This is a genomic window from Paenibacillus sp. LHD-117 (assembly GCF_030929555.1).
Lineage (GTDB): Bacteria > Bacillota > Bacilli > Paenibacillales > Paenibacillaceae > Pristimantibacillus.
This window is the reverse complement of the sequence record NZ_JAVFVT010000019.1, coordinates 76,832-90,820: the sequence shown is the minus strand read 5'-3', so window position 1 is coordinate 90,820 and position 13,989 is coordinate 76,832. Positions and strand designations below refer to the sequence as shown.

General features: G+C 56.2%; 16 protein-coding genes. All 16 read left to right on the top strand.

Annotated features, from left to right (window positions below):
- Positions 1-29 precede the first annotated feature (29 nt).
- The 16 genes from RB620_RS16250 (at position 30) to RB620_RS16175 (ending at position 13,746) form a co-directional block, all read left to right on the top strand.
- Complete coding sequence (locus RB620_RS16250; RefSeq protein ID WP_308096010.1) at positions 30-1,115, top strand: D-alanine--D-alanine ligase family protein; 1,086 nt, start codon at positions 30-32, stop codon at positions 1,113-1,115.
- 4 nt (positions 1,116-1,119) lie between these two features.
- Positions 1,120-2,226: an alanine racemase gene (gene alr / locus RB620_RS16245; protein ID WP_308096009.1), complete on the top strand. Its 1,107-nt coding sequence runs from the start codon at positions 1,120-1,122 to the stop codon at positions 2,224-2,226.
- A gap of 11 nt (positions 2,227-2,237) precedes the next feature.
- Positions 2,238-3,083, top strand: coding sequence for a D-alanyl-D-alanine carboxypeptidase family protein (locus RB620_RS16240; protein ID WP_308096006.1), 846 nt, complete (start codon positions 2,238-2,240; stop codon positions 3,081-3,083).
- A complete protein-coding gene (locus RB620_RS16235) occupies positions 3,073-3,900 on the top strand; it encodes an acyltransferase family protein (RefSeq protein ID WP_308096005.1) in 828 nt (275 codons plus the stop codon). The genes RB620_RS16240 and RB620_RS16235 overlap by 11 nt, the downstream gene beginning before the upstream one ends.
- Before the next feature lie 430 nt (positions 3,901-4,330).
- On the top strand, positions 4,331-4,960 hold the full coding sequence (gene upp / locus RB620_RS16230) for a uracil phosphoribosyltransferase (RefSeq protein ID WP_308096004.1): 630 nt from the start codon (positions 4,331-4,333) through the stop codon (positions 4,958-4,960).
- Positions 4,961-5,172: 212 nt separating this feature from the next.
- Positions 5,173-6,321 (top strand): non-hydrolyzing UDP-N-acetylglucosamine 2-epimerase, encoded by a 1,149-nt coding sequence (wecB, locus tag RB620_RS16225; protein ID WP_308096002.1) that lies wholly within the window; start codon positions 5,173-5,175, stop codon positions 6,319-6,321.
- Between the two features lie 192 nt (positions 6,322-6,513).
- Entirely contained in the window at positions 6,514-6,747 is a 234-nt protein-coding gene (locus RB620_RS16220; RefSeq protein ID WP_308096000.1) for an AtpZ/AtpI family protein, read from the top strand.
- The gene (locus tag RB620_RS16215) at positions 6,740-7,105 is read left to right on the top strand and encodes an ATP synthase subunit I (protein WP_308095998.1); all 366 of its coding nucleotides are present in this window, start codon (positions 6,740-6,742) and stop codon (positions 7,103-7,105) included. Before RB620_RS16220 ends, RB620_RS16215 begins: the two co-directional genes overlap by 8 nt.
- Before the next feature lie 25 nt (positions 7,106-7,130).
- Positions 7,131-7,901 (top strand): F0F1 ATP synthase subunit A, encoded by a 771-nt coding sequence (gene atpB, locus RB620_RS16210; protein WP_308095996.1) that lies wholly within the window; start codon positions 7,131-7,133, stop codon positions 7,899-7,901.
- A gap of 108 nt (positions 7,902-8,009) precedes the next feature.
- The gene (gene atpE, locus RB620_RS16205) at positions 8,010-8,228 is read left to right on the top strand and encodes a F0F1 ATP synthase subunit C (RefSeq protein ID WP_308095994.1); all 219 of its coding nucleotides are present in this window, start codon (positions 8,010-8,012) and stop codon (positions 8,226-8,228) included.
- Between the two features lie 86 nt (positions 8,229-8,314).
- On the top strand, positions 8,315-8,797 hold the full coding sequence (atpF, locus tag RB620_RS16200) for a F0F1 ATP synthase subunit B (protein WP_308095993.1): 483 nt from the start codon (positions 8,315-8,317) through the stop codon (positions 8,795-8,797).
- Positions 8,794-9,333 carry a F0F1 ATP synthase subunit delta gene (locus RB620_RS16195; RefSeq protein ID WP_308095991.1) on the top strand — a complete coding sequence of 180 codons (540 nt, stop codon included), beginning with the start codon at positions 8,794-8,796 and terminating at the stop codon, positions 9,331-9,333. The genes atpF and RB620_RS16195 overlap by 4 nt, the downstream gene beginning before the upstream one ends.
- Before the next feature lie 25 nt (positions 9,334-9,358).
- Positions 9,359-10,864, top strand: a complete 1,506-nt coding sequence (gene atpA, locus RB620_RS16190; RefSeq protein WP_308095990.1) for a F0F1 ATP synthase subunit alpha — start codon at positions 9,359-9,361, stop codon at positions 10,862-10,864.
- Between the two features lie 155 nt (positions 10,865-11,019).
- Positions 11,020-11,880, top strand: a complete 861-nt coding sequence (gene atpG, locus RB620_RS16185) for an ATP synthase F1 subunit gamma (protein ID WP_308095988.1) — start codon at positions 11,020-11,022, stop codon at positions 11,878-11,880.
- A gap of 42 nt (positions 11,881-11,922) precedes the next feature.
- Positions 11,923-13,326: a F0F1 ATP synthase subunit beta gene (gene atpD / locus RB620_RS16180; RefSeq protein WP_308095986.1), complete on the top strand. Its 1,404-nt coding sequence runs from the start codon at positions 11,923-11,925 to the stop codon at positions 13,324-13,326.
- A gap of 24 nt (positions 13,327-13,350) precedes the next feature.
- Positions 13,351-13,746, top strand: a complete 396-nt coding sequence (locus RB620_RS16175) for a F0F1 ATP synthase subunit epsilon (protein ID WP_308095985.1) — start codon at positions 13,351-13,353, stop codon at positions 13,744-13,746.
- Positions 13,747-13,989 lie beyond the last annotated feature (243 nt).

Here is a 13,989-nt window from a genome sequence, read left to right as displayed (position 1 = left end):
TGTTCGATTCCCGATAGGAGGCTATTCCATTGAAAATAAATCTGTTCGTTCTCTACGGCGGCAAATCCGTCGAACACGAAGTGTCGCTCAAAACCGCGCTCACGGTGCTGGGCAGCGTTGACCAGAGCAAATTCGACGTGTATCCCGTGTACATCACCCGGGAAGGACAATGGCGCTGCGCGGGCTTGCAGGAACAGCCGCCCGCGGGCATGGAAAATCTCGTACCGAAGCGGGAGGATGCGGCGCCCGGACAAGCTTCGGAATCGATAGGAAACGTGCTGCTCCGATATTTCTCGGTCGAAGGAAAGAAGGCCGCGCTGCCGCTGCTTCACGGATCGAACGGCGAAGACGGGACGGTGCAAGGACTGCTCGAGCTGCTGGACATCCCTTACGTGGGCAATGGCGTCTTGGGCGCGGCGCTCACGCTCGACAAGGACGTTTCCAAACGACTGTTGGAGCAGGCGGGCATTCGGCAGACGCGTTATATCAGCTTCGGCTTGGGAGAATGGCTGGAGCAGGGACCGGCGCTCATGGAGAGAGTGCAGCGCGAGCTCGGTCTGCCTTGTTACGTCAAGCCGGCGACACTCGGCTCCAGCATCGGCATCAGCCGATGCGAGAACGTTCGGCAGCTGTCTGAAGGCATCGAGGAGGCGTTCCGCTACGACCGTAGACTGGTCGTCGAGAGGGAGATTCCCGGTCGGGAAATCCAGGTGGCGGTTATGGGCAACGACCGGCCGATCGCTTCAATGCCGGGGGAATTCATCCATCGCCATCGTTTCTTCGACTTCGAATCAAAATACATGGACAAGGAGCTGGTCATGTCCATTCCCGCCGAATTACCCGAAGGAGTTACGGCCCGGATTCGCGGGACGGCTTTGCGGGCCTACCGGGCGTTATGCTGCTCCGGGCTCGCCAGAGTCGACTTCTTCCTGGACGCGGAAGGTGAGCTTTATTTGAACGAAATTAACGCGCTGCCAGGTTTTACGGGCACTAGCATGTACCCGGTCATGTGGGAGAGAACGGACGGCACTACTTATTCCGAATTGATCGAGAAGCTGATCGATTATGCGTTCATGCGGCATGCGGAGAAGGAAACCATCCGGTATACGAGGTGAGGATATGTACAGAGACACGGTTGCCGAAGTGGACTTGAACGCGATCAAGGCGAACGTCGAGCGGATCAGGCAAACGCTGCCGTCCGGCGTCAAGCTGATGGCCGTCGTGAAGGCGGACGGCTATGGGCACGGCGGCGCGGAAGCGGCCGTCATGGCGGAGCAGGCGGGGGCGGACTTGCTGTCTGTCGCTTATCTGGACGAAGCGCTGAAGCTGCGGGCGAAGGGCATCGCGCTGCCGATCCTGATCCTGACGCCCATTCATCCTGCGGAAGTGATGTTCGCGCTGGAGCACGACTTGATGGTCACCGTTACGAGCGCGGACTGGTTCCGACAGATGGCGCCTTACCGGCATCCGTCCAGCAAGATCAAGCTGAGAGTCCATGTGAAGGTGGATACGGGTCTTGGGCGGATCGGTCTTCGGACGAAGGAAGAATGGGACGAGCTCGCGCCGTGGCTGGCAGGGGACGATGTGGAGGTCGACGGCTTCTATACGCATTTCGCGACGGCCGGCCGTCCGGACACGGGATTTCTCGAGCGGCAGTATGCGGCGTTCCTGGAGATGAAAGCATGGAGCAGGGCTTCGGGCATTGAGGCCAAACATTACCATTGTGCGGGAAGCGCGGCGGCGCTTCGATTCCCCGGGCTCGCCATGGACATGGTACGAATCGGGGCGGCGATGTATGGGTTCTATCCCGAAGCGCTTGTCCGCACCGTGCGGTTGCAGCCTGCCATGACCCTGCGCAGCTGCCTGATCCAAGTGAAGCGCCTTCGCAAGGGGGAGTGCCTCGGCTACGACAATTCCTATGTCGCCGAAGAAGACGAATGGATCGGCACGGTACCGATCGGGTACGCAGACGGCTGGCACCAAAGCCTCCGCGGCTCGGAGATGCTGGTGGAGGGCGTCAGGGTGCCCGTCGTGGGCAAAATCTGCATGGACCAGCTGATGGTGCGCCTGCCTCAGCAGTGCGAGCCGGGCACGGAGGTTGTCCTGATCGGGAGCCAAGGCGACGAGCGAATCACGTTCTCGGAGCTTGCCGCGTTTCTCGGCAGCGTCCCGCAGGAAATATCGACATCCTTGTCCGGGCGAGTGGAACGCATTTATAGACATTAGGGGGGCAAGAGATGAAAGCGAGACACGACGAAAGAATGCTTGGCGAGCAAAACATCGCCCGCATCCCTGATGGGACTAAGCTGTTGGATCGGAAGGATGTCCACCGCGGACATCTGCTCCTCGTGAACGCCGACCATCCTGTTCGGACAACCGAAGAGCCGCCGCTTACCCTCGTCGCGGAAACCGGCATTCGCGTGCTGGATGAAGTGATCGCATTGGAGACGGCTTGCATGCAGCAGCTGGCGGCGCTCCTGGAAGCGGCGGAAGCAGGGGACGACATCGTCGTCGTCAGCGGCTACCGGTCCATGGAGGAACAGACGAATATTTACACTCGGTCGTTGGAGGACAACGGGCCGGCGTACACGGCCAAGTATGTGGCGCTCCCGGGTAGAAGCGAACATCAGACGGGGCTGGCCGTCGACGTAGGCGAGCGATCGGAAGGCGAATTGGATTTCATCGCGCCTTCCTTCCCCGATCGCGGCAAGTGCCTGGCCTTCAAGCTGCTGGCAGCATCGTACGGCTTCATACAGCGCTATAAGGAAGGCAAGGAGGGGCTGACGGGAATCGCCTGCGAGCCTTGGCACTTCCGCTACGTCGGGGCGCCACATGCGGCGACGATGGAGCGGCTGGGCTTCTGCCTCGAAGAGTATATCGATTACGTTAAAAGCTACTCCTATGAAGGAGAGCGGCTGACCCATGAGGGCGAGGGCTGGCGGGCGGAGACGTATTACGTGCCGGCGGAGCCGCAAGGGCGCACGGCCGTGTGGATTCCGGCATGCGACGACTACTCGTTGTCGGGAAACAACGCGGATGGTTTCATCATGACGGCCTATCATGGAGCCGGTTATGTCTTCTAATTCCGCTAGCCGGCGATACGGGGGAATCGATGCCGTCAAGCTCGCGGCCGCCTTCCTGGTTGTTGCGATCCATACCGGGCCTCTGCTGACGTACGGCGAATATTCGGAGTTCCTTCTGACGGGCATATTGGCGCGGCTAGCCGTGCCGTTTTTTTTTATGGCGTCGGGGTATCTCTTCTTCCGCAAGCTGACCGGCCGCCCCCGGAAGGATAAGAGGGCGCTGCGCAAATACGGCTGCAAGATTGCAGGGCTGTATGCTGTCGCAATCATCGTTTACTTGCCGTTGAACGTCTACAAAGGAGATTTCGGCGAAGGAACGACCCTAGGATCCGTAATCAGGGATATCGTGATCGACGGCATGTTTTATCATCTCTGGTATTTGCCGGCGTTATGGGTCGGGATCCATCTGGTCTGCTTCCTTCATAAATGGCTGCCGGCGAAAGGGATGTTCGCCGTAACCTTAGGTTTGTACGTCGTCGGATTGCTGGGCGACAGCTACTACGGGCTGGCGATCCGGTCGGACGTGCTGAGGCAAACCTACGATTGGCTGTTCCTTTGGTTCGACTATACGCGGAACGGCCTGTTCTTCGCGCCCGTGTTTTTGGCGCTCGGCTTACGGGCGGCGCAGCATCCCGAACGGGACGGGCATCGGCTTGCGCTGCCCGGTTTATTCCTGATGTCCCTTGCGGGTCTGTATCTGGAAGGGATGGCGCTGCAAGCCGCGGATCTGCCTCGGCACGATAGCATGTACGTGATGCTCTTACCAGCGGTATATGTGCTGTTTCTTCTGGCGCTTAGGGTTAAAGTCCGGGCATAGCCGCTCGCGGGTTCCGTGAGCCAGTGGATCTATCTTCTGCATCCCGCTGCGATCGTTGCGATCCGCGGACTGGCGGACGCGACGGGGCTGGAGCGCTGGCTGGTCGGCCATTCACTCATACACTACGCCGCGGTGTGCGCTGCGTCGGTCGCGGCCGCTTTCGCCGTAGCGCGCTTGGCGGACAGGCGAAGGCGGCATGTTGTCCGCCAAGCGGCCAGCAAGGAAGCCTAAATAAGCCCCGCACCTGAATGCCCTTGCGTTCGGGAGCGGGGCGTTTTTTGCGTCCGTCCCGGACGCTATTATTTTTTTGCCGTCCCAGATGCAAGCCCTAATTTACAGTGCTATAATATATGGGATTGTGACCATGATAAATAGAAGCATATATCAACACAATAGAAGGTATAAGGAAACGTGGGAGGAATTATGCTCCATGAGCAAACTGGTAATTTGTGATCATCCTTTGATCCAGCACAAGCTTACGTATATCCGCAACAAGGATACGAATACGAAGGACTTCCGCGAGCTGGTGGATGAAGTGGCAACGTTAATGGCTTACGAAATCACGCGGGAAATCCCGCTCGAGACGATCAAGGTGCAGACGCCCGTCGCGGAGACGGACGCGAAGGTCGTATCGGGCCGAATGCTCGGCTTGATCCCGATTCTTAGAGCGGGCCTTGGCATGGTGGATGGCATCCTGAAGCTGATCCCGTCCGCGAAAGTCGGCCATATCGGGCTTGCCCGCGACCATGAGACGCTGCAACCGAAGGAATATTATATAAATCTGCCGACGGACGCGCCGAACCGGCTGCTGATCGTCATCGACCCGATGCTGGCGACGGGGGGTTCGGCAATCGCGGCGATCAACTCGCTGAAGCAGCGCAGCTGCGACCAGATCAAGCTGATGTGCCTCATCGCGGCTCCGGAGGGCGTGAAGGCGTTCCAAGACGCGCATCCGGACATCGATATTTACATCGCGGCATTGGACGAGCGCCTGAACGAGAAGGGCTACATCGTTCCCGGCCTAGGAGACGCAGGCGACCGCATGTTCGGCACGAACTAAGGTTGTTCAAAAAGCCCGCTTTTGATCACGACGTGTTTCAAGAAGTTTATTCGACATCGAATCTTGAACTCAGTCGGAACTTCCGGTGCTCACGTAGCTCTGCTACGCTCCGCTCCTCAGTTCTCGACTTCATCCAATCTTCTCGGTGCTGAAAACCGAACTTTTTGAACTTCATTTAATTTTGCAGGATTATGATGTGGGAGTGGAATGTTTTGACTAGACTAAAGGTAATGACTATTTTTGGGACGCGTCCGGAAGCGGTGAAGATGGCTCCGCTCGTGCTGGAGCTTCAGAAGCGTGATCGAGACATCGAGTCGATCGTATGCGTAACGGCGCAGCATCGCCAGATGTTGGACCAGGTGCTGGATTTCTTCGAAATCAAGCCGAATTATGATTTGAACGTCATGAAGGAGCGCCAGACGCTGACCGAGACGACGGTGCGCGTTCTGGAAGGCCTGGAGCCGGTGCTCTCCGAAGCGAAACCGGATATCGTGCTCGTGCACGGCGACACGCAGACGACCTTCCTCGCGAGCTACGCCGCGTTCCTGAAGCAGATCAAGGTTGGACATGTCGAAGCGGGCCTTCGGACCTGGAACAAGATGTCCCCGTACCCGGAAGAGATGAATCGTCAGCTGGCGGGCGTCTTATCCGATATCCACTTCGCACCGACGGATTGGTCGGCGAACAATCTCCGTAAGGAGAACAAGTCCGAGGATACGATCTACATCACGGGTAACACGGCGGCGGACGTGTTCCAGTACACGGTGGATGAGTCCTTCACGCATCCGGTCATCGAATGGGCGAAAGGCAAGCGGATGATCCTCATGACCGCGCACCGCAGGGAATCGCTAGGAGAGCCGCACCGTAACATCTTCCGCGCGGTGAAGCGGATCGCGGACGAGCACGAAGACGTCGCGATCGTCTACGCCGTCCATCCGAACCCGGCCGTTCGCGAGCCGGCCAAGGAGCTGCTCGGCGACCATCCGCGCATTCGCCTGATCGAACCGCTCGACGTGTTCGAGTTCCACAATATTTATCCGCACGCGTACATGATCATGACGGATTCCGGCGGCATGCAGGAAGAGGCGCCGTCGTTCGGCGTGCCGACGCTCGTCCTGCGCGACACGACGGAGCGTCCCGAGGGGATTGAAGCCGGCACGCTGGAGCTCGTGGGCACGGACGAGGAGAGGGTCTACGAGCGCGCGAACGCCATCCTGAACGACACTTCCTTATATTGTCGAATGAGCCAAGCGGCGAATCCTTACGGCGACGGCAAGGCCTCCGAAAGGATCGTCGACGCGATCCTGCATCATTTTGGGAAAAAACCGAATCGCCCTCAGCCGTTCACACAAAGTTCATAGTTTCTGCAACGGTTACGGCGTGAACGCGAAATATACAGCATACAGTAGTACTGTACGGTTTCGAAGACGGGGGAACCCCCGTTCCATAAGGGTTTTTCCGCTTCGGTTCCCCGAAAATTCGATGTTCTTTCAATTGACAAACCTTGCGGCGCTTCGATAAAATAAATGAGGATTGACAGGGGTTGGGGCGATATGAATGGGAAGGGCAACCAAGACAATCCATGGAAGGCCGCGGCGATGGTCGGGGCTATTGGCGTGGATGTCGGAATTTGTGTATTCTTGGGCTATTGGCTTGGCTCCATGGCTGGGGAACGCTTGGGCGATCCGAAGGCCTGGACGGTTTCCGGACTGTTCGTCGGTCTGGCTGTCGGCATCCTTTCAGCCATTCTGATCGTCAGAAAGGTGATGAAAGGACAAGATGGATAATATTTTTAGAACGGCGATGCGCGGGGCGCTTTTTTTTGCGGCCGCATGCCTGCTGCTCTGGGGCGTGTTCCCGGAATGGAAGAGCATTTTTGCCGGTCTGCTACTGGGCGCACTCGCAAGTTTCATGAATGCGCTTTTGTTAAGGCGGAGAGTAGGGATAGTGGGACAAGCTCTCGCGGGCCGAAGCGTCCGCAGGATGGGTCTTGGGCTGGGCAGCCGCATCGCGATGGTGCTGCTGGTGGCCATGATTGCTTTCAAGAACCCGGATACGCTTAACCTGCCGGCTACGTTGGCCGCCTGCATGATGATGCCGTTCATGATTTTGGTATCAGCTTTTCTTCACAATAAACGACTTTAACTGCGGAAAGGGGTGAAATTTTTTAATGCATGAATTTCCCATTATTCCTATAGGGGACTTTAGGATCGACTTGTCCACTTGGGCGACGATCATTATTACGATGATCATCACCTTCGTGCTTGCGCGCCTTGCCGTTCGCAACCTATCCGTAGACAAACCGTCGAAGCTGCAGAATTTCATGGAATGGGTTATCGAGTTCGTGCACAACACGATCGCGAGCACCATGCCGCTGGAGAAAGTAAAGCGCTATCTGTCGCTGGGCCTTACTCTGATTCTGTTCATCTTCTTCTCTAACCTGCTGGGTCTGCCGTTCGGCATCGTGTTTAACGTTCACGAGGTTACCACTTGGCTGGGCGTTTCGGCTCAATTGCTGGAAGAGCATCATGGACATGTCCACGTGTCGCTGTGGAAATCTCCGACAGCGGATCTTTCGGTTACTGCCGGACTTGCGGTCACAGTGATCTTCTTGGTCCACTATCTTGGTTTGAGAGACAACACGAAGCATTACATCAAGCACTATGTGGAACCGTATCCGGTTTTCTTGCCTCTGAACATTATTAAGGAATTCTCGAAGCCGGTTACGCTTGCTCTTCGTCTCTATGCGAACATCTTCGCGGGCGAGGTGCTGATCTCGACGATTCTCATGCTGGGCTGGGTCGGCATTCCATTCCTGGCGGCATGGCAAGGCTTTAGTATTTTCGTCGGCGCCATCCAGGCGTTCCTGTTTACGATTCTGACGATGGTGTACATCTCGCAAGCGACGATCCACCACCACGAGGAAGAAGCGCATCATTGATTCAAGGTTTTTAAACCCCGTCTACGGATCGAAGCGATCCCGATACGGGATTAAGTCATACAAGCACGACAAACAACCAATAAACCCCATTTCGAGGAGGATTTTTCAATGGATTACGGAGTTTTGGCAGCATCTTTGGCAGTAGGTTTGGGCGCACTTGGCGCGGGTATCGGTAACGGTATGATCGTTAGCAAAACAATCGAAGGTATCGCTCGTCAGCCTGAGCTTCAAGGCAAACTGCAAACAACAATGTTCATCGGCGTAGGTATCGTCGAAGTTGTGCCGATCATCGGCGTCGTTATCGCCTTCCTGGCGTTCTTCGGTTAAGGTATAGTTCACATGCAATGGCGGGGAAGGCCTAGCCCTCTTCGCCTTCGTTTTGATTTCAAGCTTTAAAGGAAGGAGTGGCAGCTATGGATTTTGTATGGGAAAATACAGTGTTTGCGATCTTGGCGTTCCTGATCTTGTACTGGCTGCTGAGCAGATACGCTTTCGGACCGTTGTTCTCGATCATGGAGCAGCGCAGAAAGATGATCAGCGAGCAAATGAGCACGGCTGAGAAGAGCCGCAAGGAAGCTGCATCTTCGATGGAAGAGCAGAAGGCTGCGCTCGAGCAAGCGCGCAAGGAAGCATACGCGATTATCGAGCAAGCGAGAACGACAAGCACGAAACAAGCCGACGAGATCGTTCAATCCGCGAAGAACGAGGCATCCCGCCTGAAGGACGACGCGCTGAAGGATATCGAGAGCGAGAAGAACAAAGCGATTGCCGCGCTTCGTTCCGAAGTGGGCGGCATCTCCGTGAAGATCGCTTCGAAGATTATCGAGAAGCAGGTTGACGAGAAGTCGCAAGAGCAGATCGTTAACCAATACCTGAAAGAGGTAGGAAGCAAATGAGCCGCGATACGGTCGTAGCGAAGCGCTACGCTAAAGCGTTGTTCGAGCTTGCTTCCGCCGAAGGCACTGTTTCGGAAGTAGAAGCGCAGCTGAAGCTGATCGCCGAAGCTCTGAAGCAGGACGTACAGATCGAGAAATTCCTTTCCTTGCCTAGCGTTGACCCTGCCGCCAAGATGGCGGTGTTGAAGTCGGCATTCGGAGAGAAGGTATCCGTGCTCGTCCTGAATACGCTTCAAGTCATCGTATCCCGCAGACGTCAGGCGATCATCTCGGACGTGTACGAAGCGTACACCAAGATCGCGGGCGAGGCGCTCGGACAAGCGCACGCGACGGTTTACTCCGCCCGCCAGTTGACGGCGGACGAGTTTGCCGGCGTAGTAGCGGAGTTCGGCTCCATTACGGGCAAGAAAATTATAGCTGAGCAATCGGTCGATCCATCGCTGCTCGGCGGCATCCAGGTTCGTATCGGCGACCGCCTGTACGACGGCAGCCTGTCCGGCAAGCTGGATCGTTTACAAAAAACGTTTAAATTCTAAAGCACTGTAGATAGGGGTGAACGAATTGAGTATCAGACCTGATGAAATCAGCACGCTGATTAAACAACAGATCGAACAATATAAATCCGAGATTCAAGTCGTGGATGTCGGCACGGTCATCAACGTCGGTGACGGTATCGCTCGCGTACACGGCCTTGAGAACGCGATGCAAGGCGAGCTGCTCGAATTCGCGAACGGCGTCGTTGGCATGGCCCTCAACCTTGAGGAATCCAATGTCGGCGTCGTAATCCTTGGACCATACACGGATATCCGCGAAGGCGACCAAGTGAAACGTACGGGCCGCATCATGGAAGTTCCAGTAGGCGACGAGCTTCTGGGCCGCGTTGTTAACCCGCTGGGTCAACCGCTGGACGGCAAAGGTCCTACGAACACAACTCAAACTCGCGCGATCGAATCCCCGGCTCCGGGCGTTATCGACCGTAAATCCGTTCATGAGCCTATGCAGACGGGTATCAAAGCGATTGACGCGATGGTACCGATCGGCCGCGGCCAACGTGAGCTTATCATCGGCGACCGTCAAACGGGCAAAACGGCGATCGCGATCGACGCGATCATCAACCAAAAGGGCAACGGCGTAAAATGTATCTACGTTGCCATCGGACAAAAACAATCCACCGTTGCTAACGTTGTGGAAACTCTTCGCCGCCACGGCGCCATGGAATACACAATCGTCGTAACGGCGAGCGCTTCCGAGCCGGCTCCGCTTCTGTTCTTGGCTCCTTACGCGGGCGTATCCATGGCCGAGTACTTCATGTACAAAGGCGAGCACGTCCTGATCGTATACGATGACTTGTCGAAGCAAGCCGCGGCTTACCGCGAATTGTCCTTGCTGCTTCGCCGTCCACCGGGCCGCGAGGCTTATCCGGGCGACGTCTTCTACCTGCATTCCCGCTTGCTGGAACGCGCGGCGAAGCTGAGCGACAAGCTGGGCGGCGGTTCCATCACGGCACTGCCATTCATCGAGACGCAAGCTTCCGACGTATCGGCTTACATTCCAACGAACGTGATTTCGATCACCGACGGACAGATCTTCCTGGAGTCCGACCTGTTCTACTCCGGCCAACGTCCTGCGGTTAACGTAGGTATCTCCGTATCCCGCGTAGGCGGCTCCGCTCAGATCAAAGCGATGAAGAAGGTTGCCGGCACGCTCCGTCTGGACCTTGCGGCATACCGCGAGCTTCAAGCGTTCGCGCAGTTCGGTTCCGACCTTGACAAGTCGACGCTTGCTCGTCTGAACCGCGGTGCCCGCACGATGGAAATCTTGAAGCAAGGCGTTAACGTGCCTATGCCGGTCGAGAAACAAGTTATGTCCATCTACACGGCTGTCAAAGGTCATCTGGACGACATTGCAATCGATAAAATCGGCCGCTTCGAGAAGGAATTCCTGGCGTTCCTGGATTCCAATCACCCAGAGATCGGCGCTTCCATCCGCGACACGAAAGACCTGGTAGCGGACAACGAGAAGGCGCTGGTCGCAGCGATCCAAACATTCAAGAAAAGCTTCGCCTAAGGTCGCGAGCTCAGGAGGACACGGCTTCCCGCCGGTCCGCCCGAATCTCCGAATCGGCTTAGATATTCGCGCCTACGCCCGTCCGTCTTAGTCCGGGCGTAGGCCCTTACCACGCCCCGAATCGGTTCGGGGCACTCGAAGGCGGGTGAAACCAAATGGCAACAAACATGCGTGATATTAAGCGCGAGATCAAGAGCAAACAAAACATGAAGCAAATCACGAAGGCGATGGAGATGGTCGCGGCTTCCAAGCTGAGAAAAGCACAGGAAGGCGCTACGGCCGCTCGTCCCTACGCGGATAAGCTGAAAGAAGTTGTTGCGAGCATCGCCGCCGGCACGAAGGATGTCAAACATCCCATGCTGGAGACGCGTCCCGTTAAGAAGACGGGTTATCTCGTCATCACGTCGGACCGCGGCCTCGCGGGAGGCTACAACTCGAACATCTTGCGCAAAGTAACGCAAACGATCAAAGAGAAACATCAATCGACGGACGAATACGTGCTGTTCGTGATCGGGCGCAAAGGCCGGGATTACTTCCGCCGCCGCAACATGCCGATCGTCGAAGAGGTTATCGGCTTGCCGGACGCGCCTACCTTTGCGGACATTAAGTCCGTGGCGAACGCGGCCGTTCAGAAGTTCGCCGAAGGCGTATACGATGAGCTGTATCTTTACTACAATCAATTCGTCAACGCGATCACCCAGATCCCTACGGAATCCCGTCTGCTTCCTCTCGAGGAAATCGGCGAAGGAACGTCGGTAGCGGCTTACGAATACGAGCCGTCGCCGGAGGGCGTGCTGGAAGTGCTGTTGCCGAAGTATGCGGAAACGCTGATCTACAGCGCCGTGCTCGACGGCAAGGCATCGGAATTCGGCGCCCGCATGACCGCGATGGGCAGCGCGACGAAGAACGCGACGAAGATGATCAGCCAGCTGACGCTCACGTACAACCGCGCGCGTCAGGCGGCCATCACGCAAGAGATATCCGAGATCGTTGCGGGAGCTAACGCACAATCATAATGTTTATTTTTGCATAAATCGAAGGAAGCAGGAGGGAAAGCAATGAAAAAAGGACGCGTTGTATCCGTCATGGGTCCGGTCGTCGACCTTGAGTTCGAACGCGGCAATTTGCCGGAGATTCTGAACGCGGTTAAGATCGACCAAAAGGCAACAAACGGCGGAGTCGACATTAACCTTACGCTTGAAGTTGCCGTTCACCTTGGCGACAACATGGTTCGCGCGATCGCGATGAGCACGACGGACGGTCTGGTTCGCGGCATGGAGGCCGTTGATTCCGGCGCTCCGATTACGATTCCGGTTGGCGCTCCGACGCTTGGCCGCGTATTCAACGTACTGGGCGAGCCGATCGACGAGGCCGGCGACGTAACATCCGACGTGAATCTTCCGATTCACCGTTCCGCGCCTGCATTCGACGAATTGTCCACGCAAGCGGAAATTCTCGAGACGGGCATTAAAGTTATCGACTTGCTTGCTCCTTACACCAAAGGCGGCAAGATCGGCCTGTTCGGCGGCGCCGGCGTAGGCAAAACGGTAACGATCCAAGAATTGATCAACAACATCGCACAGGAGCACGGCGGTATCTCCGTATTCGCAGGCGTTGGCGAGCGTACGCGCGAAGGCAACGACTTGTACCACGAGATGAAAGACTCCGGCGTTCTTAGCAAAACGGCGATGGTATTCGGTCAAATGAACGAGCCGCCGGGAGCGCGCGCACGCGTTGCATTGACGGGTCTGACGATGGCTGAGTTCTTCCGCGACGAAGAAGGCCGCGACGTGCTTCTGTTCGTCGACAACATCTTCCGCTTCACGCAAGCAGGCTCCGAGGTTTCGGCCCTTCTGGGACGTATGCCTTCCGCGGTAGGTTACCAGCCGACGCTGGCAACTGAGATGGGTCAATTGCAAGAGCGTATCACATCGACCAAAAAAGGCTCCGTTACGTCGATCCAAGCGATCTATGTTCCTGCGGATGACTACACGGATCCGGCTCCAGCAACGGCGTTTGCCCACTTGGACGCAACGACGAACCTGGAACGTAAAATTTCCGAGATGGGGATCTTCCCGGCGGTTGACCCGCTGGCATCCTCTTCCCGTATCCTGTCGCCGGAAGTACTGGGCGAAGAGCACTACAACGTGGCTCAAGGCGTGAAGAAAATTCTTCAGCGCTACAAAGAGCTTCAAGATATTATCGCGATCCTCGGTATGGACGAGCTGAGCGAAGAAGACAAAATTACGGTTGGCCGCGCACGCCGCATTCAGCTGTTCTTGTCCCAACCGTTCCACGTTGCCGAGCCGTTCACAGGCAACAAAGGCATCTACGTTCCTGTTAAGGAATCCGTACGCAGCTTCAAAGAAATTCTCGAGGGCAAACATGACCATCTTCCGGAAGAAGCATTCCGTTACGTAGGTGTCATCGAACAAGCCGTGGAGAAAGCCAGCACGCTATAATAGCGAAAGGCGGGAGGAATCCACATGAGTACCTTTCTGGTAGAAATTGTAACGCCCGAGCGCAAGGTATACGAAGAGACTGCGAACATGGTGAGCGTGAAAGGTTCGGAAGGCGAGCTAGGCATTCTGCCTAACCACATTCCGCTCGTAACGCCGCTTCGCATCGCTCCGGTTACAATCAAGCGCGGTAACGTCGTCGATGTCGTCGCAGTGAACGGCGGTTTCATCGAAGTCCGCAAGGATAAGATCGTCATCCTAGCGGAGAGTGCCGAATTATCGAAGGACATCGACATCAAACGTGCCGAGGCTGCCAAGAAGCGCGCGGAAGATCGTCTTGCATCCAAGCAAGACGAGTTCGACTACCGCAGAGCGGAATTGGCGCTGCAACGCGCGTTGAATCGTCTGAACGTAGGCCGGTAATTAGGGTAAACCAAGAACGAAGCAGAGATTGTCTCTGCTTCGTTCTTTTTTTGTGCCGAGTTACGCTAATACACCGGCATCCCCCTGCAGCGCGAAACGCGCGTCCCGAAGCCGCTGCCTCGCAAGCAATACTTGAGCATACTTCACATGAAATTGGTTAATTCATGTAAACTTATCGAATTGATGTAATATATATGATCGTTGCCATCACAATTTTAAAACTAACAATCAATAAACCGTTCA